The following is a 16,409-nucleotide window of genomic DNA, read 5'->3' on the forward strand; positions in this document are numbered from 1 at the left end:
CCCGTGAAATCACCCAGCCTGACAGGCGTCGTTTCCCCCATGATCCCGGTGCTGGTCTGCGCGCTGGCGATCTTCCTTCTGTCGGCCATGGATGCAGCGATGAAGGTGCTGGTCATCGCCGTCGGCGTCTACAACACGGTGCTGTGGCGCAGCATGCTCGCGACCGTAATTGCGGGCACGGCCTGGGCGGCAGGACCGCGCTCGCTTCCCACGCCTTCCGTGCTCAGACTGCACGCGCTACGCGCCATCGTCGTCGGTATCGTCCTGCTGTCGTTCTTCTGGGGGCTTGCCAGGCTGCCACTGGCGGATGGGATCGGGCTTAGTTTCGTCGCGCCGCTGTTTGCTCTTCTGCTGGCCGCGCTGCTCTTGGGCGAACGCATCCAGCGTCAGGCGATCTGGGCGTCGCTGGCGGGCATTGCCGGTGTCGTCATCATCATGGCCGGACAGTTCGGGCAAGGGAACTATACCGGGGATGCTCTGCTTGGTACGGTGGCTGTGCTCGCATCGACGGTGTTCTACGCCTACAATCTGATCCTCTCGCGGCGGCAGGCGCTGGTGGCCAAACCAGTCGAGATCATGCTGTTCCAGAACCTGTGCGTTGCCGCCGTCCTTCTTCCCGCCGCGCCTTGGCTCGCCGTCGCCCTGCCGGGCAATCTCTGGCTTTCCCTGGCCGGCGTGACGGCATTGTCGCTCTCCGGCCAATACCTGATGAGCTGGTCCTATGCGCGCGCCGAAGCGCAATATCTGATCCCGACCGAGTATTCGGCCTTCATCTGGGCGATCGTGTTCGGCTGGCTGTTCTTCGACGAGGCGGCGACCTGGACCACGCTGGCTGGCGCCGCCCTGATCGTTGCCAGTTGCCTGATCGCCTCGCGTTCCAATCCCAGACTTGCCGAACCGATCGAAGCTGCGGTCTGAAGCCGCGCTGTTGTCAGCGCACCACTTCGCGATGGCCGCTCGGCAGGCGGGTGGCGATCAGCTTGTCGATGCGGCGGCCGTCGAGGTCGACGACCTCGAAGCGCCAGCCTTGCGCATCGACGCATTCGCCGGTCGCCGGCAGATGGTGCATGTGCGACAGCACATAGCCGGCGACGGTCTCGTAGTCGCGGTTCTCCGGCAGGTCGATGCCGAGAACTTCGGCCATCTCGTCGGCCTGCATGTAGCCGGCGAGCAGCCATGAACCATCTTCGCGCTTGACGGCGTTTTCCTCCTCGCCGGCGTCGAGGTCGGCGCGGAAGACGCCGGTGATGGCTTCGAGAATGTCGGCGGGGGTGACGATGCCTTCGAAATGGCCGTATTCGTCATGCACCAGGGCCATCGGCACGTCGGAATCCTTCAGCTTCTGCAGCACGTCCAACGCGTCGGCCTGGTCATAGACGATGGGGGCGGCGCGCACGTGCTTGCGTGGGTCGAGCGGGCGGCCGGCAAGCATCGCCGCCAGCACGTCGCGGGTCTGGACGACGCCGACCATGACATCGACGCCGCCATCGCCGGCCGGCAGGCGCGAATGCTGGGTGTCCATCAAGAGCTTGCGGATGGCGCTCTCATCGGCCTGCAGATTGATCCAGTCGACCTCGGTGCGCGGCGTCATCACCGCGCGCACGGCGCGATCGCCGAGCCGCATGACGCCGGCAATCATGCGCCGCTCGTCGGATTCGATGGTGCCGTGATGCTCCGCCTCTGCGACCAGCATCTTGATCTCCTCGTCTGTGACCTTTTCCTCGCTCTCGCCGCGCTGGCCGAGCAGCCACAATATGGCGCGGCCGGAAATGTCGAGCAGGAAGACGAGCGGCGCCGAGACAGTGGCAAGGATGGTCATCGCCGGAGCGGCGCGGGCAGCAACGCGTTCCGGATCGCGCAGCGCAATCTGCTTGGGCACCAGTTCGCCGACGACCAGCGAGAAATAGGTGATGATGGCGACGACGATGCCGACGCCGAGCGGGTCGGCGACGCTCTCGCGGATGCCGGTCGAGGCCAGGAAGACGGACAGCCTGTCGCCCAGCGTGGCACCGGAGAAGGCGCCCGACAGCACGCCGACCAAGGTGATGCCGATCTGCACCGACGACAGGAATTTGCCGGGGTTGGAGCCGAGCGCCAGCGCCCGCCCGGCGCCATTGACGCCGCGGTCGATCATCGCCTTGAGCCGTGCCGGGCGCGACGAAACGATGGCAAGCTCGGACATCGATAGAAGGCCGTTCACGCAGATGAGGACGACCACGATAGCGATTTCGACGTATAGCATCAGGGGTCAATAGCATTGCCGCAGGCCGCTGGAAAATAGTCCGCGTTGATTTTTGAAAAATGACAGTGGTTCAGGGAAGTTGCCTGAGCACGCCGACGATGGCCTTGCCGTCGGTGAAATAGGGATCGCCGCCGCCATTGCGTCCGGCTTTGGTGGTGCCGATGCCGGGGATATCGCTCACCGAGATCACCATGCCGGCCGCAGTCAGGTCGTGGATCACGAGATCGCGCTCAGCGTCGATGTCGGGGCCGATATGGTGGGTAATGGCGCCGGTGTCGTGGCTCAGCCCAACGCCACGATCGAAGCTGGCCGAGCCCAGCCAGAGCGGGCGGCCATCGTCGCCGGTCGCATCGGTGCGCCAGAAGCGGACATGATGACGCCGGTCGGCGCTGTCGCCGACCGGCTTTTCAAAGGCGAGGTCCTGGGCGCGGCCTTCGAACAGCAACCGGCTGACCGGGGCGTCGGGATAGGGACGATCGAACAGCACGCTTTCCCCGATTTCGATCGCGGTCTTCAGCGTCACGCCGTCGGCCGTGTCCCAGCCGGCCACGGCGAAGGCATGCACAAGCTCCTTTTCGCTGCCGACAAGGCCGACATTGATCGGGTCGCCAGGAATGCCTTGCGGCGTGTGCGTCACCATCTCGAAGGTCTGTTTGCGAAAGCCGCGATCCCTGAATGTCCAGAATTCAGGTGCGGCGACATAGGCGAGCGCCAGCCAGGCGGCCACGAAAGCCGCAAGCCAGATCGTTGCGCGTCGTCTGAGGCTTTTCTGTCCCACCTGTCGCCGCCTGCTTGCGAGGCGTCACCTTATGCGGCGTAACCGGGCTTTGGCAAAGAGCCGGCTACCTGCAGGCGCGGTAACCGCTCTTGCGGTTCTTGATGTCGAAATGGAAATGGTTGCGGTGGTCGTAATTGTAGCCGGGGCCGAGCACGGTGGTGAAATATTGACAGCCGTCGGCGCGCACATTGTTGAGGAAGCCACGGGTGCGGAAGGCGAACAGGCCGGGCTTGCGCACGTCGATGTCGTCGCCATTGTTAAGCTCGATGCTCATGACGTCGAGCGCGTTGCCCTTGCCGTGCTCGGACAAAACACCTTCGCCAGCGATGTTGCGGCAGGAATAGCTCGAGCCCTGGTGGATGGTCTTGACGCCGGAGAAATAGCGCCAGCGGGCGGAGGGAACGAGTTCGTTCTTCGTCCAGGCGGCGAAGCTGGCGGCCATGTCGCAGGTCAATGTCGCCGCTGGTTTCATCTGGATGCCGCCAATGGCCGAAACCTTGACCGGATAGTCGATGCCGCACTGTCCCTCATGGATTGGCTGGATGTCGGTGTAGACGACGCCGAGGCGCCGCAATTCTCCACGGCAGTCGGTTTCGCTGGCCGGCATCTGCTCGGGCTCCGACATCGGCTCGTCCATGCGCGGATAGGCGGCGGTCATGTAGGGATTGGACGGGACAAGCTTCTGCATGCCTTCATACTGCGGCACGGCAGAAGTCTGGGCGCCGACATCGACGGCCGGCTGCAGCGACAGCACGCTGCCGGTGTTGCAGGCAGAAACGGCGGCCAGCGCAAGGCCGGCGGTCACCATCGCTGCGCGTTTCGATTGGCGCGCGACCATCGCGGCGGCGCGAAATATTCCGGCCATGGGCGGAATCCCTGTCCCTAGATGTCCGGCATTTTAACGATCAAGGGTAAAGGAAAACTCAGCGGCCGCATTCACGCCTGCGGCTGAAATGCGGCAGGCGGACGATCATTGGCAGAAGGTGCCGCCGTGCCGACGCGGTTCGAGATCGAGATGGAAATGCAGGGCGTGATCAGAGTCCGCGCCTGGTCCGAGCACGGTCTTGAACGGTCCGCAGGCGGCCTTGCGCACCGCGTTGAGGAATTTTCCGTCCTTTTCGGGCGGCGTTGGACCGATTTCGATCTTCCTGCCGTCCGACAAGGTGAAGCTGGCGATGTCGAGGGCGTTGCCGAAGGCGTGTTCCGACAGTTTGCGCGTGCCATTGCGCGGCCGGCAGACAAAAGCCGATGCCTGGTTGATCGATTTCAGGTCGGCGCCGAATTCAACCTTTGCCGCCGGCTGGACGACATTGGCGGCAAAGCGGGCGGCGACCTCGGCCATAGGGCAGTTGAGCTCGGTCGCGGGGCCGATGGCGATGGATTTTCCGAGCGACTTCAACACGATGGGATAGGGGATCGAGCAGCCGATTTCGGGATTGTTTTCCGCCTTGTGCTCCTCGAACTCGACGCCAAGCGCCGTCAGCCGCTCGCGACAGGCAACTTCCTCCGCCGGCATTTTTGCATCCGGCAGATCGGCCGAGCGGGGGTCGGGGAGCATTTTCTTGTCTGCATCCGCGGGTTTTTCGGGCGGCTGCGGGGCGACGACGGGCGGCTCAACCTCCGGCTTCGTGACGTCGGGCCTTTGTGTCGGAACCGGCACCCCGGCAGGCGGCTCAGACTCGCTTTCGGTATTGGTTGACGGCTGGGTGGCCGGCGACTCCGGGGCTGACGGCCCGGGCCGAGCCTGCTTTTTCTGACGGGACTTTTCTTCATTGAACCGATCGTCATTGGACCGGTTGGGCGCACCACTGGCCTTTTGGCCCTCGGTCCTCTGCTCTTCGGTCTTTGCGGCGTCGGTCTTCTGCGCCTCCGCGGGCCGAGCCTCGGGCACCGGAACATCGCCAGGCGAGGGTTGCGGACCCGGCGTTTTTGGCCCTGCCTGGTTCGGCGCGACAAGCCGCTTGCTACGTGATTTCAGGCGATGCTTGCTGCGCGGCTTCGACGGCTGGTCGCTCGTCAGCAGTTGCTCAACCCAAGAAGGCTTATGAGACCGTCTATGCTTCGCATCGGCAGGCGCAACAAGCAATCCGGCCACCACCATGGCCAGCGCCAACCCGCACATTCTGGAAAAGACAAGCGCCGCCATCGGTCCTAAACGGCGTGGGCTAGCGGAGGTTGCCCGGAAAAGCGCATGCGCCCGATCACGATCGGTTACCCCGGCGTTACGCGCCGATCGCCTCCAGCCCTTCTTCCAGCCAGTCGGCCAGAAGCGGCATGCCGAGCAGATATTTTGCTGTGCGCTTGTTGGCGCGCTCGCGCGCGGCGGCCACCGCATCGGACCACTCCGCTGCGTCATAGTCGCCGCGGCCGACCCAGGCCAGCGCAATCAATTCGGCCGCCTCGTCGACATTGAGGTCGTTGATCAGTTCGCGCAGCTCTTCCTCGGTGAGGTTTTCAGAGCTCTCCTCTACAAGGCCGTCATGGTGGTGATTGTCGTGCGTGTCGCCGTCGAACTCGACCTCATGCTCGGCGCCGTCGGTATAGTCTTCGTTGACGGCAGCGCTCAGACCCTTTGCTTTAAGAATGAACAGGCGCACGGTGTCCGGGCCGATCGATAGCTCCCATTCCCGTTCACGGCGCTGTTGCACTCTCTCGCACTCCGCTGGTCATTTCCCGGATGATAGCGGATTTGCAGCGCGCGTCACGTCCGTTCGGCGCCTGCTCGGCTCACCGCCGGCGGGATTCCGACTCGCGCGCCTGTCTTTTGAAGTGGTTTTGGCAAATAGTTTTGGCGGCGCGGCTTTTCCGGGATGAAATGGCGTCCGCCTGGCGTTAGCATTTCATCAATATCCCTCAAGGAGGCTTCGATGCGCAGACGTTTGCTGATTCAAGTTCTAGCTGTTGTCGCTCTGCCGCTGTTTGCGGCGCCAGCATTTACCGCCGGCGAGGGCGGCGGAGGCGGCGACGGCGGGAGCACGAAATGCAAGAAGGGCGAGGTCTGGGACAAGAAGCTCAAGAAATGCGTCGCGCCGAAATACGGCATGCTCGACGACGACAACATCTATGAGGCCGGCCACGATCTGGCGATGGCCGGGCGCTATGATGAGGCGATCGCCGTGCTCAGCCTGGCCGCCAACAAGCAGGATCCGCGCATCCTCAACTATCTCGGCTATTCGCACCGCCATTCCGGCCGCGTCACGGTCGGGCTGGGCTATTACGAGGAAGCGCTGCGCATCAATCCCGATTACACGCTGGTGCGCGAATATCTCGGCGAGGCGCATCTGCAGATCGGCGACCTGGTCGGCGCCCAGGAGCAGCTGGCCGAGATCGAGAAACGCACCGGCAAAGGCTCGCGCGAATACGGCATGCTGGCCGAACAGATTTACCATTTCATGAGAAGCTGACCCCACCCCAATGGCTTCTCAAGCCGGCTGCGAGCAATCGCAGCCGGCTTTTTGTTGTCTTGGCCGCAACACAACGCGCATTCCGCGACGGCAACTGCACAATCGGCTCATGATTTTTCAAAAGCCCGCTTTTTCAGCGTGAAAAGCGCGCGAAGATCGCTATATTAGGGGAAATTGCGGTGAAACGGTTCCGTTAGCCCGAGGCTGCCGGACCCGTTTTCTTTTTGTACCCATCGACAAGGCTTTCCCCGAAACGCGGGGGTGGCGGCAGGAAAGGTTAGGCATCATGAACAAGGTCCCGATGACAGGCGAGGGGTTCGCGTCATTGAAGGAAGAACTGCGTTGGCGCCAGCAGGAAGAGCGGCCGCGCATCATCGAGGCGATCTCCGAAGCGCGCTCGCATGGCGACCTGTCCGAAAATGCCGAATATCATGCCGCCAAGGAGTCGCAGAGCCTCAATGAGGGCCGCGTCAACGAGCTCGAAGATTATATCGCGCGGGCCGAAGTGATCGATGTCACCAAGCTCAGCGGTGACAAGGTCAAGTTCGGCGCCACGGTGGTGCTGGTCGACGAGGACACCGAGGAAAAGAAGACCTACCAGATCGTTGGCGACCAGGAAGCGGACGTGAAATCGGGCCGCATCTCGATCTCGTCGCCGATCGCACGCGCGCTCATCGGCAAGGAAGTGGGCGACGCCATCGAGGTCAATGCGCCCGGCGGCGCACGGGGCTACGAGATCGTCCAGGTGCAGTTTATTTAGCACCTCAGATAATTCCGAAAGGTTCTAAGCCGGCGCTCGTGATTTGAGCGCCAGTTGCTTTTCAGCTTCCGCCACAACCTCAGCCGGCGTTAAGCGCTCCCCTGATGCGGCCAGCAGCGTTGAGGCATATTGCCCGCGCGGGCCGGTTAACCCCGGCTCCGTCGCCAGGAATACCGCGACCGTCGGCAGGCCGAAGGCGCTGGCGAGGTGGGTCAGGCCGGTGTCGGCGCCGATGACCAGTGTCGAACGGCCGAGGATCGCGGCGATATCGGATAGAGGCGATTTCGGAACCACGATTGTTGCCGGCACCGCTTGCGCGATCGCCTCGGCCACGGCCTTCTCGCGCTCGTTCGACCAGGTGGTGACCAGCGTCATCCCCCGCCCAACCAGCAGGCGAGCGGCTCCGATCCAGTCTTCGGCCGGCCATTTCTTGTCCTCGCGGCTGGTGCCGTGCAGCAGGAAAGCTGTTTTGCCGTCGATGTCGGCCAGGCCGCGAGGCGGCGGTACAATCCCTGATTCCAGCGCCGATAAATCCGGCTCGTAGCCAAGCGCCAGCCCGAACAATCGCCGCGTGCGTTCTATGGCGTGCATATCACGCGGCACGGCGTATTTGCGCTTGTAAAACAACGTTGCCGAGGGCTCCCGCGCGCTGGCGCGGTCGAAACCGGCAACCGGCGCGCCGGCCTGGATGGCGACAAAGGCCGACTTCAACAACCCTTGCGCATCGATGACCAGATCGTACTGGCTCGCGTGCAGTTCCCGGCGCAGGCCGGCCATCTCGCGCCATGTACCGCTGTCGAAAAGCTGCTTGCGCCAGCGCCGGACCGCCACTTTGTGGATGGTTGCGATCGCAGGATGCAGGGCGACGATGCCGGCAAAGGCCTCTTCAACGCACCAGTCGAAGGAAATATCGGGGCGGTTGTGGCGCGCATCCTCGACGGCGGGGAAGGTGTGGATGACGTCGCCCATCGATGACGTCTTGACGATCAGCACCTTCATGCGGCGGCCGGGACTTCCAGCAACCGGTCGGCCGCGGCCGCTACCTTGGCGACATCGAGCGTCTTCAGGCAGTTGAGATGGCCGAGCGGGCAGACCTTCTGGTGGCAGGGCGAGCAGGATAGATGCAGCCAGATCAGTTCGCGCTGCTCGGCAAGCGGCGGCGTGTTTTCCGGCGAGGTCGAACCGTAGACGGCAACGACCGGCGTTCCGACGGCGGCCGCGACATGCATCAGCCCGCTGTCGTTCGACACGGCCAGCCTGGCCGCCGCGATCAGGTCGATGGCGTCTTCCAGCCGCGTTTTGCCGGCGAGATCGACGACGCCGGGCGCCAGTGCCGCAATCTCGGCGGTGACGTCGCGATCGTTCTTCGAGCCGAACAGCGCCACCTTGAACCCCTTGGCCATCATCTCCCGGGCAAGGCCGGCATAGCTTTCGCTCGGCCAGCGTTTGGCCGGACCGAATTCGGCGCCGGGCATCATGGCCACGAATTTTCCCGGCTGCAGATCGAAGCGGATAAGAAGCTCTTTCTGATTGCCGGCATCGACGGTGAGCCGCGGTGGCCGGAAATGGCCGCCTTGGGCAAGACCGAAATAGGCCTGCGCGGTTCGCCGCTTGACGCTGTCGGGCAGCGGAACGATGTCGGTCAGCAGGCCATAGCGCATTTCGCGCAAATTGCCGAAGCGACGTGGAATGCGGGCAAAGAACGGGATCAGCGCCGATTTCCAGCTCCCCGGCAGGACATACGCCATGTCGTAGCGGCCGCGCAGCAGGCGGCCGAAGCGGCGGCGAATGGTGAACTCGAGCGCGCCGGGTTTCAGCGGAAAATCGATCTGCTGGCGCAGTTCGGGCATGCGCTTGACCAAGGGGGCTGCCCAGGCCGGAGCCAGCACGTCGATGGCGGCGTTGGGATGGAGTTCCTTCAGCGCCGAAAACAGGCACTGCGCCATGACCATGTCCCCCACCCAGCGTGGGCCGATCACGAGGATCGTTGGGCTTTCAGCCATTCGACATAGTCTCTGACGCCGGTTTCCACGCTGCGGAATTGCCCATTATAGCCGGCTGCGCGCAAGCGGGACATATCAGCCTGGGTAAAACTCTGGTAGCTGCCCTTGAGATGGTCGGGGAATTCTATGAACTCGATCTCGCCTTTGCCCAGCGTGTCGATGACGGTTTCGGCGATGGCGCGGAACGGCTGGGCGCGGCCGGTGCCGCAATTGAAGATGCCGCTCGAGCCGCGCTTCCAAAGCCACAGATTGACGTCGGCGACGTCGCCGACATGGATGAAATCGCGGCTCTGCTCGCCTGGCCCGAACCCGTCATAGGCGCCGAACAGCTTTGGGTTCTCGCCACGCCCGACCTGGTTGAACAGATGGAAGGCGACCGAGGCCATGGCGCCCTTGTGCGCCTCGCGCGGCCCATAGACGTTGAAGTAGCGCAGGCCAGCCACCGGCGAATGATCGGTATCGAAGACGGTGCGCCTGACATAGTCGTCGAACAGTTTCTTCGAATAGGCATAGACGTTGAGCGGACGCTCGAGCGCCGGGTCCTCGCGAAACTCGGAGCCGCCGCCATAGACGGAGGCCGAGGAGGCGTAGAGGAAGGGCACGCGCAGCGACAGGCAGGCATGCAGCAGCCGCTTCGAATAGGCGTAGTTCACCTCCATCATGTACTTGCCGTTCCACTCGGTGGTGGTCGAGCAGGCGCCCTGATGGAACACAGCCTCGATGCGGCCGAGGTCGCCGGCTTCCAGGCGCGGCAGGAATTCGTCCTTGTCGAGATAGTCGGCGATGTTGAGATCGGCCAGGTTGGCAATCTTGTGGCCGTCGGTGAGGTCGTCGACGACCAGGATGTCGTCATGGCCCTCGGCATTGAGTGCGGCGACGATGTTGGAGCCGATCATGCCGGCGCCGCCCGTGACGATGATCATGAAGGCCTCTGGTTGCTTGCGATTCCGGTCCTTATAAGGGAGCCCAGCCGGGCTGTCGATGAAGCAGGCGGCTGCGCCACTGGGGGCTGCAAGGCTCCCGCCTCAGTCGAAGCCCGCATAGTGAGGGACAAAAATGCCGTCGACCGACCTGCTCATTGCGTTTTTCGTCACCACGGCGATCTTCGCCTATATCCCGGGTCCAGCCATGCTTTACGCGGCCGCGCAGACCATGGCGCGCGGGCGCTGGTCGGGGCTGACGGCGGCGCTCGGCATCCATCTTGGCGGTTATTTCCATGTCTTTGCCGCGGCCGCGGGCCTGTCGGTGCTGTTCCACGCCGTGCCGCCGCTCTACATGGCGGTCAAGCTGATCGGCGCGCTCTACCTGATCTGGCTCGGTGTCTCGCTGTTTCGCAAGCGCGGGGAGGGCGATGCGGCAATGCCGGCCATCGAGCGGAAATCGGCGCGACGGGCCTTTTTCGAGAGCATCACCGTCGAGGTGCTCAATCCGAAGACGGCGATCTTCTTCATGGCGTTCCTGCCGCAGTTCATCGATGCCTCGGCGGCGCTTCCGGTCTGGCTGCAGTTCGTCGTTTTGGGCACCATCGTCAATCTGATGTTTTCTTCCGCCGATATCGTCTGCGTGTTTTTGGCCGGTGCGGTCATCGGCCGGCTGCGGCGTTCGAGCCGTGCGCAGCGGATGATGCAGCGGGCCGGCGGGGCGGTGCTGGTTGGACTGGGCGTCCACGTCGCCCTGCAGAAGACCTGACGGCTGCCCTGACGTTGCGCTGCGTGGATTTGCGGTATATCGGCTTCGCCATGAACGATCCGGCCCGTAAATTGACAATTTTCAGCGTGATTGAGATCGGCCTTTCCCTCGCATTGCCAGTGACATGATCAAGCACAATCCGCCTTCTCCCGAACCCTTGCATCGCGCCATTGCCCGCTTTGGCGACGTCGCCGTGCTGGTGGTCGGTGACTTCATCCTCGACCGTTTCGTCAATGGCGTCATCGAGCGGATATCGCCGGAAGCGCCGATTCCGGTGCTGCACGGGCGCGGCGAGACCTCAACGATGGGCGGTGCCGGCAATGTCGTCGCCAATATCGTTTCGCTGGGCGCCAGGGCTATCCCCGTGTCGGTGATCGGCACCGACGTGGCCGGTGACAATGTGGTGCGCATGCTTGGCGAGCTTGGAGCCGACACGGCTGGCCTGGCACAGGCGCGCGGCCGCATGACATCGTCGAAGAGCCGCTTCAGCGCGCTCAACCAGCAGGTGCTGCGCTTCGACGAGGAAGAGATCAAGCCGCTCGACGCAGATGAGCGGGCCGGCCTGATCCGGCATTTCCGGGAAGCGCTCTCTCGCGCCGACATCGTCATCCTGTCCGATTACGGCAAGGGCATCCTGCTCGACGGTGTGGCGGCCGAACTGATCGCCATCTGCCGCGACGCATGGAAGCCGGTGCTGGTCGACCCCAAGGGGCGCGACTATGCGCGCTATGCCGGCGCGACCGCCATCACCCCCAACCGCAAGGAGCTTGGTGAAGCGGTCGGTCATCCGGTTTTCGCCGATGACGAGATTGTGGCTGCGGCTCGCGAATTGATTACGGCGCACGGCTTCGACTTTGTCGTCGCCACGCGCAGCGAAAAGGGCATGAGCGTCGTCGGCGCAGATGAGGCGCGCCACATCGCCACCCAGGCGCGCGAAGTGTTCGACGTTTCGGGCGCCGGCGACACGGTGATCGCCAGCTTCGCGCTGGCCCTGGCCGCGGGCGCCGATCGCGTCATGGCCGCCTCCATCGCCAATGCCGCCGGCGGCGTGGTGGTGGGCAAACGCGGCACCGCACGTCTTACTGTCGAGGAACTCACCGGCGCGCTGTTCCGCTCGCACGGCCCGACCGCCCACAAGGACGCCATCCTCGATGCCGCGTCGGCCGCGCGCATGGTCGCGACGTGGAAGGATGAGGGCCTCAGCGTCGGCTTCACCAATGGCTGCTTCGACATCCTCCATGCCGGCCATGTCAGCCTGCTGCATGCGGCGCGCAGCCAGTGCGACCGGCTGGTGCTCGGCCTCAACAGCGATGCCTCGGTGCGCAGGCTGAAAGGGCCGGGCCGTCCCGTCAACGACCAGCATGACCGCGCCTGCGTGCTCGCCGCCTTGGCTTCCGTCGACGCTGTCGTCGTGTTCGAAGAAGACACGCCGCTGGCGCTGATCGAGGCGCTGCTGCCCGACATTCTGGTCAAGGGTGCCGACTACACCGTCGAAACCGTTGTCGGCGCCGATGTGGTGCAGAAGGCCGGCGGTCGCGTCGTGCTGGTCGACCTCGTCGCCGGCAAGAGCACCACCGGCACGATCGGCAAATTGCGCGCCGGTGGCGCCACCAACTGAGGGATTTCATGTCCGGACTGAACGATTATCTTGTCCGCTCGGCGGCCGCGATCAACGCGATGGTCGAGCGCGACCTGACCGGCGAGATGGAGCGGGCGGCAGTGGCTATCGTCACCGCGCTTTCGTCCGGTAAGGCTTTGCTGATCGCTGGCAATGGCGGTTCGGCCAGCGACGCCATCCACATTGCCGGCGAATTGGTCGGCCGCTTCCTTAGGGAGCGCAAGGCCTACAATGTCATCGCGCTGCCGGCCAATGCCGCCGTGCTGACTGCCTGGGGCAACGACTACGGCTTCGACACGGTGTTTTCGCGCCAGGTCGAGGCGCATGGCGCCGCCGGCGGCGTGCTTTTGGCGATCTCGACCAGCGGCAATTCGCCGAGCATTCTTGCCGCTGCCGAACAGGCGCGGATGATGGACATGACGGTGATCAGCCTGACCGGCGACACCGGCGGCAAGCTGAAGCCGCTCACCGACATCCTGCTCAACGTGCCCTCGACCTCGACGCCAATCATCCAGCAGGGGCATCTCTGCCTCTATCACTATCTCTGCGAAGTGGTCGAAGCGCGTCTCAGCGATGGCTGACGGCAAGCCGCCGTATCCGCTGGCTGAGCCCGGCCTGTGGGTCGAGCGGGTCGGTTCTCGGCTGTTTCCAGCCAACGCACCGGCGCTGTTCCTCGACCGCGACGGCACCATCAATGTCGATACCGGCTATCCCGGCGATCCCGCTGACATCGTCCTGCGGCCGGAAATGCTGCCAGTAATCCGAACCGCCAATATCGTCGGCCTTCCTGCGATCATAGTGTCCAACCAGTCGGGCATTGCGCGCGGCTACTTCGGCTGGCCTGAATTCGCCGCCGTGAATGCCAGGCTGCTGGCACTTCTCGAAGCCGAGCAATGCCGCATCGATATGGTGCTTGCCTGTGCCTACCATTCGAGCGGCACGGGTGAACTGGCGATAGGCGATCATCCGATGCGCAAGCCTAATCCAGGCATGCTTTTGCGCGCTGGTGATGTGCTGGGCGTGGACGTCGGTCGATCGATCATCGTTGGCGACAAGGCTGACGACATGGAAGCCGGTCGAAGAGGTGGGCTGGTAGAAGGGTGGCTCGTCGGCGGCAGGTTCAACAAAAAGGCCCCGGACGGCAGTTTCACGACGCGCAAGCTGATGACGGGCAATGACTACCGCAGACTGTGCGACGTAATCGCCGGGTTGGGCGTGGCTTAGAACGCCACCAGCCCTTCGTCCTTGACGCGGCGGATGGTGAGCGCGGTGCGCACCGTGTCGACATTGGGTGCCGAGGCTAGCTGTTCGATGACGAAGGTCTGGAACGTGCCGAGGTCGCTCGCCACGCAATGCAGCAAAAAGTCGGATTCGCCCGATACCATCCAGGCGTCGCGTACGATCGGCCAGCCGCGCGTACGCTCGGCGAAGGTTTTGAGCTCCGCATCGGCCTGGTGATGCAGGCCGATCAGGCAGAAGGCGACGACGTCCATGCCAAGCGCCGGCGCGTTGAGCAAGGCACGATAGCCCCTGATGATGCCGGTTTCCTCCAGCCGCCGGACACGGCGCAGGCAGGGCGGGGCGGAAATGCCGACGCGGCTCGACAGTTCGACATTGGTCATGCGTCCGTCGCCCTGAAGCTCGCGCAAAATCTTCCAGTCGATGGCGTCGAGGTCGGCTTTCAGGGGCATGGTCGTCTCGGCTTAAGCGCAAGAATCTTTCGCGATCTTGTCATTAAACGACTTTTGTGGCGATGCCAGCCCTTGGTCAGGCGATTTTAGGGCGGTAACGAAAGCGGCGATTGCGCGAATATGTCTGTGGGCCGAAGCTTTCCGGGGACGACGGCCCGTTCGTCTTGCTGGCGTGGTTGGCAACCCTTACATTACCAGCGACATTTCACGTCTTTTTCCAAGGCACACTCGATTGTCTGCCCCGCAGAGGCTCTAGATGACCACCAAACATACGCCTGTCCTTATCATCGGTTCCGGCCCGGCCGGCTATACCGCCGCGGTCTATGCCGCGCGTGCCATGCTGAAGCCGATGCTCGTCGCCGGCCTGCAGCAGGGCGGCCAGCTGATGATCACCACCGATGTCGAAAACTATCCGGGCTTCGCCGATCCGATCCAGGGTCCGTGGCTGATGGAGCAGATGCTGAAGCAGGCCGAACATGTCGGCACCGACATCATCAACGACATCATCACCGAGGTCGATCTCAACGTGCGGCCGTTCCGCGCCAAGGGCGATTCCGGCACCACCTACACGGCGGACGCGCTGATCATCGCCACCGGCGCGCAGGCGAAGTGGCTGGGCATTCCGACCGAGCAGACCTTCATGGGGTTCGGCGTGTCGGCCTGCGCCACCTGCGACGGCTTTTTCTACCGCGGCAAGGATGTCGCTGTCATAGGCGGCGGCAATTCGGCGGTGGAGGAGGCGCTCTACCTCTCCAATCTGGCGAAGAGCGTGACCGTCATTCATCGCCGCAATGATTTCCGTGCCGAGCGCATCCTGCGTGAGCGGCTGCTGAAGAAGGACAATGTCCGCGTCATCTGGGACACGATCGTCGACGAGATCACCGGCCGGCCCGGCAAGACGCCGCTGCCACCTTCGGTCGAAGGGCTGAAGCTTAGGAATGCGGTGACGGGCGAGATCAGCCATCTCAAGGTCGACGGTGTGTTCGTGGCGATCGGCCATGCGCCGGCGGTCGAGTTGTTCGTCGGCAAGCTGAAGCAGAAGCCGAACGGCTATCTGTGGACGGCGCCCAATTCGACCCGCACCGACGTGCCCGGCGTGTTTGCCGCCGGCGACGTGACCGACGACATCTACCGTCAGGCGGTGACCGCCGCCGGGCTCGGCTGCATGGCCGCGCTCGAGGCGGAAAAGTACCTGGCCGGCATCGAGGTGCTCCGCGAAGCGGCGGAATAAAATCTATCAAGACGGCAGAGCAAGCCGTTCAAAAGCCTGATTTTTCATTCAGACGCCAAAAACAGAACGAGGGGAACTCAATGGCGTTGGACTGGGACAAGCTTCGCGTGTTTCACGCTGCGGCGGAGGCTGGGTCGTTTACCCATGCCGCCGAAACATTGCATCTGTCGCAATCGGCGATTTCACGCCAGGTCAGCGCGCTCGAACATGATGTCGGCGTGCCGCTGTTCAACCGCCATGCGCGCGGCCTGGTGCTGACCGAGCAGGGCGAGATGCTGTTCCGCACGGCGCATGACGTGCTGATGAAGCTGGAGACCATCAAGTCGCGGCTGACCGAAGCCAAGGACCGGCCGTCCGGCGTGCTTCGGGTGACGACCACTGTCGGGCTTGGCGCGGGCTGGCTGACCGAGCGGGTGCAGGAGTTCATCGAACTCTATCCCGAAATCAGCCTGCAGCTGATCCTGGCCAATGAAGAGCTCGACCTCACCATGCGCCAGGCCGATTGCGCGATCCGGTTGCGCCAGCCGCAGCAGCCCGATCTGATCCAGCGCCGCCTGTTCACCGTACATTTCCACCTCTATGCCTCGCCGGCCTATGTCGGCAAACACGGCAAGCCGACCTCGGTCGCCGATCTGAAGAACCATCGCATCGTCACCTTCGGCGTGCCGGTGCCGTCGCATCTGTCGGAACTGAACTGGCTGGAAACGATCGGCGATTTCGAAGGCGGGCAGAGGGTGCCGACGCTGCAGATCAACGACATCCTGTCGATCAAGCGCGCCGTGCAGGGCGGCGCGGGCATCGCCATGCTGCCCGACTATGTGATCTCCAAGGAGTCGGATCTGGTGCAGTTGCTGCCGGAGACCGAGGTGCCGTCCTTCGACACTTATTTCGCCTATCCCGACGCGATGAAGAACCAGGCCAAGCTGCACGTGTTCCGCGATTTCATCATCGCGAAAGCGCGTAGCTGGTCGTTTTGATCCTCACGATGCTCTG

General features: G+C 63.6%; 18 protein-coding genes. 9 read left to right on the top strand and 9 right to left on the bottom strand.

The genetic code is table 11. The features are described 5' to 3' along the window. Positions 1-39 precede the first annotated feature (39 nt). Positions 40-918, top strand: coding sequence for a DMT family transporter (locus AC1DXM_RS24015; RefSeq protein WP_477237048.1), 879 nt, complete (start codon positions 40-42; stop codon positions 916-918). 13 nt (positions 919-931) lie between these two features. Here the strand turns inward: AC1DXM_RS24015 and AC1DXM_RS24020 are convergent, their stop codons facing one another. From AC1DXM_RS24020 to AC1DXM_RS24040, 5 genes are all read right to left on the bottom strand, one after another. Beyond that, positions 932-2,242 (bottom strand): hemolysin family protein, encoded by a 1,311-nt coding sequence (locus tag AC1DXM_RS24020; protein WP_477236816.1) that lies wholly within the window; start codon positions 2,240-2,242, stop codon positions 932-934. A 70-nt stretch (positions 2,243-2,312) separates the two neighbouring features. Further along, on the bottom strand, positions 2,313-3,020 hold the full coding sequence (locus AC1DXM_RS24025; protein ID WP_477236817.1) for an LssY C-terminal domain-containing protein: 708 nt from the start codon (positions 3,018-3,020) through the stop codon (positions 2,313-2,315). A 64-nt stretch (positions 3,021-3,084) separates the two neighbouring features. Continuing rightward, positions 3,085-3,885: an extensin-like domain-containing protein gene (locus AC1DXM_RS24030; protein WP_477236819.1), complete on the bottom strand. Its 801-nt coding sequence runs from the start codon at positions 3,883-3,885 to the stop codon at positions 3,085-3,087. A gap of 105 nt (positions 3,886-3,990) precedes the next feature. Beyond that, complete coding sequence (locus AC1DXM_RS24035; protein ID WP_477236821.1) at positions 3,991-5,355, bottom strand: extensin-like domain-containing protein; 1,365 nt, start codon at positions 5,353-5,355, stop codon at positions 3,991-3,993. Next, complete coding sequence (locus AC1DXM_RS24040; protein WP_477236823.1) at positions 5,243-5,668, bottom strand: DUF3775 domain-containing protein; 426 nt, start codon at positions 5,666-5,668, stop codon at positions 5,243-5,245. Before AC1DXM_RS24040 ends, AC1DXM_RS24035 begins: the two co-directional genes overlap by 113 nt. Before the next feature lie 219 nt (positions 5,669-5,887). Here AC1DXM_RS24040 and AC1DXM_RS24045 point away from each other — a divergent pair, with 219 nt between their 5' ends. Together AC1DXM_RS24045 and greA are read left to right on the top strand one after the other, a co-directional pair. Beyond that, entirely contained in the window at positions 5,888-6,424 is a 537-nt protein-coding gene (locus AC1DXM_RS24045; RefSeq protein ID WP_477236825.1) for a tetratricopeptide repeat protein, read from the top strand. 286 nt (positions 6,425-6,710) lie between these two features. Then, positions 6,711-7,184 (top strand): transcription elongation factor GreA, encoded by a 474-nt coding sequence (gene greA / locus AC1DXM_RS24050; protein WP_181058741.1) that lies wholly within the window; start codon positions 6,711-6,713, stop codon positions 7,182-7,184. A 24-nt stretch (positions 7,185-7,208) separates the two neighbouring features. Here the strand turns inward: greA and waaC are convergent, their stop codons facing one another. From waaC to rfaD, 3 genes are read right to left on the bottom strand one after another with little or no spacing between them, the layout of a single operon-like run. Then, entirely contained in the window at positions 7,209-8,183 is a 975-nt protein-coding gene (gene waaC / locus AC1DXM_RS24055) for a lipopolysaccharide heptosyltransferase I (RefSeq protein ID WP_477236827.1), read from the bottom strand. Beyond that, positions 8,180-9,187: a lipopolysaccharide heptosyltransferase II gene (waaF, locus tag AC1DXM_RS24060; RefSeq protein ID WP_477236829.1), complete on the bottom strand. Its 1,008-nt coding sequence runs from the start codon at positions 9,185-9,187 to the stop codon at positions 8,180-8,182. The genes waaC and waaF overlap by 4 nt, the downstream gene beginning before the upstream one ends. Next, positions 9,160-10,110: an ADP-glyceromanno-heptose 6-epimerase gene (gene rfaD / locus AC1DXM_RS24065; protein ID WP_477236831.1), complete on the bottom strand. Its 951-nt coding sequence runs from the start codon at positions 10,108-10,110 to the stop codon at positions 9,160-9,162. Before rfaD ends, waaF begins: the two co-directional genes overlap by 28 nt. 133 nt (positions 10,111-10,243) lie before the next feature. Here rfaD and AC1DXM_RS24070 point away from each other — a divergent pair, with 133 nt between their 5' ends. The 4 genes from AC1DXM_RS24070 to AC1DXM_RS24085 all read left to right on the top strand — a co-directional run bounded on the left by AC1DXM_RS24070 (position 10,244) and on the right by AC1DXM_RS24085 (position 13,718). Further along, the gene (locus AC1DXM_RS24070; RefSeq protein WP_477236833.1) at positions 10,244-10,876 is read left to right on the top strand and encodes a LysE family translocator; all 633 of its coding nucleotides are present in this window, start codon (positions 10,244-10,246) and stop codon (positions 10,874-10,876) included. Positions 10,877-11,000: 124 nt separating this feature from the next. Further along, entirely contained in the window at positions 11,001-12,494 is a 1,494-nt protein-coding gene (gene rfaE1 / locus AC1DXM_RS24075) for a D-glycero-beta-D-manno-heptose-7-phosphate kinase (RefSeq protein ID WP_477236835.1), read from the top strand. A gap of 8 nt (positions 12,495-12,502) precedes the next feature. Further along, complete coding sequence (locus AC1DXM_RS24080; protein ID WP_436260997.1) at positions 12,503-13,075, top strand: D-sedoheptulose-7-phosphate isomerase; 573 nt, start codon at positions 12,503-12,505, stop codon at positions 13,073-13,075. After that, positions 13,068-13,718 (top strand): D-glycero-alpha-D-manno-heptose-1,7-bisphosphate 7-phosphatase, encoded by a 651-nt coding sequence (locus AC1DXM_RS24085; RefSeq protein ID WP_477236837.1) that lies wholly within the window; start codon positions 13,068-13,070, stop codon positions 13,716-13,718. Before AC1DXM_RS24080 ends, AC1DXM_RS24085 begins: the two co-directional genes overlap by 8 nt. On the opposite strand, the gene AC1DXM_RS24090 is transcribed toward AC1DXM_RS24085, so the two are convergent. After that, a complete protein-coding gene (locus AC1DXM_RS24090; RefSeq protein WP_112560993.1) occupies positions 13,715-14,185 on the bottom strand; it encodes an Lrp/AsnC family transcriptional regulator in 471 nt (156 codons plus the stop codon). The two genes, AC1DXM_RS24085 and AC1DXM_RS24090, sit on opposite strands and share 4 nt — an antisense overlap. Positions 14,186-14,441: 256 nt before the next feature. Between AC1DXM_RS24090 and trxB the strand changes: the two genes are divergently transcribed. Both trxB and AC1DXM_RS24100 read left to right on the top strand, forming a co-directional pair. After that, on the top strand, positions 14,442-15,416 hold the full coding sequence (trxB, locus tag AC1DXM_RS24095; RefSeq protein WP_477236840.1) for a thioredoxin-disulfide reductase: 975 nt from the start codon (positions 14,442-14,444) through the stop codon (positions 15,414-15,416). 80 nt (positions 15,417-15,496) lie between these two features. Beyond that, positions 15,497-16,393, top strand: a complete 897-nt coding sequence (locus AC1DXM_RS24100; protein WP_181058731.1) for a LysR family transcriptional regulator — start codon at positions 15,497-15,499, stop codon at positions 16,391-16,393. The last annotated feature ends 16 nt before the right edge of the window (positions 16,394-16,409 follow it).

The sequence above is a fragment of the Mesorhizobium sp. P3_A2 genome (genome assembly GCF_056403115.1).

Coding starts and splice junctions, on each gene's coding strand:
- waaC (WP_477236827.1), bottom strand. CDS start 8,183: ATGAAGGTGCTGATCGTCAAGACGTCATCGATGGGCGACGTCATCCAC.
- AC1DXM_RS24035 (WP_477236821.1), bottom strand. CDS start 5,355: ATGCGGTGGCCGCCGCGCGCGAGCGCGCCAACAAGCGCACAGCAAAAT.
- rfaD (WP_477236831.1), bottom strand. CDS start 10,110: ATGATCATCGTCACGGGCGGCGCCGGCATGATCGGCTCCAACATCGTC.
- AC1DXM_RS24080 (WP_436260997.1), top strand. CDS start 12,503: ATGTCCGGACTGAACGATTATCTTGTCCGCTCGGCGGCCGCGATCAAC.
- AC1DXM_RS24030 (WP_477236819.1), bottom strand. CDS start 3,885: ATGGCCGGAATATTTCGCGCCGCCGCGATGGTCGCGCGCCAATCGAAA.
- AC1DXM_RS24100 (WP_181058731.1), top strand. CDS start 15,497: ATGGCGTTGGACTGGGACAAGCTTCGCGTGTTTCACGCTGCGGCGGAG.
- AC1DXM_RS24015 (WP_477237048.1), top strand. CDS start 40: ATGATCCCGGTGCTGGTCTGCGCGCTGGCGATCTTCCTTCTGTCGGCC.
- AC1DXM_RS24085 (WP_477236837.1), top strand. CDS start 13,068: ATGGCTGACGGCAAGCCGCCGTATCCGCTGGCTGAGCCCGGCCTGTGG.
- rfaE1 (WP_477236835.1), top strand. CDS start 11,001: ATGATCAAGCACAATCCGCCTTCTCCCGAACCCTTGCATCGCGCCATT.
- AC1DXM_RS24090 (WP_112560993.1), bottom strand. CDS start 14,185: ATGCCCCTGAAAGCCGACCTCGACGCCATCGACTGGAAGATTTTGCGC.
- trxB (WP_477236840.1), top strand. CDS start 14,442: ATGACCACCAAACATACGCCTGTCCTTATCATCGGTTCCGGCCCGGCC.
- AC1DXM_RS24070 (WP_477236833.1), top strand. CDS start 10,244: ATGCCGTCGACCGACCTGCTCATTGCGTTTTTCGTCACCACGGCGATC.
- AC1DXM_RS24020 (WP_477236816.1), bottom strand. CDS start 2,242: ATGCTATACGTCGAAATCGCTATCGTGGTCGTCCTCATCTGCGTGAAC.
- AC1DXM_RS24045 (WP_477236825.1), top strand. CDS start 5,888: ATGCGCAGACGTTTGCTGATTCAAGTTCTAGCTGTTGTCGCTCTGCCG.
- greA (WP_181058741.1), top strand. CDS start 6,711: ATGAACAAGGTCCCGATGACAGGCGAGGGGTTCGCGTCATTGAAGGAA.
- waaF (WP_477236829.1), bottom strand. CDS start 9,187: ATGGCTGAAAGCCCAACGATCCTCGTGATCGGCCCACGCTGGGTGGGG.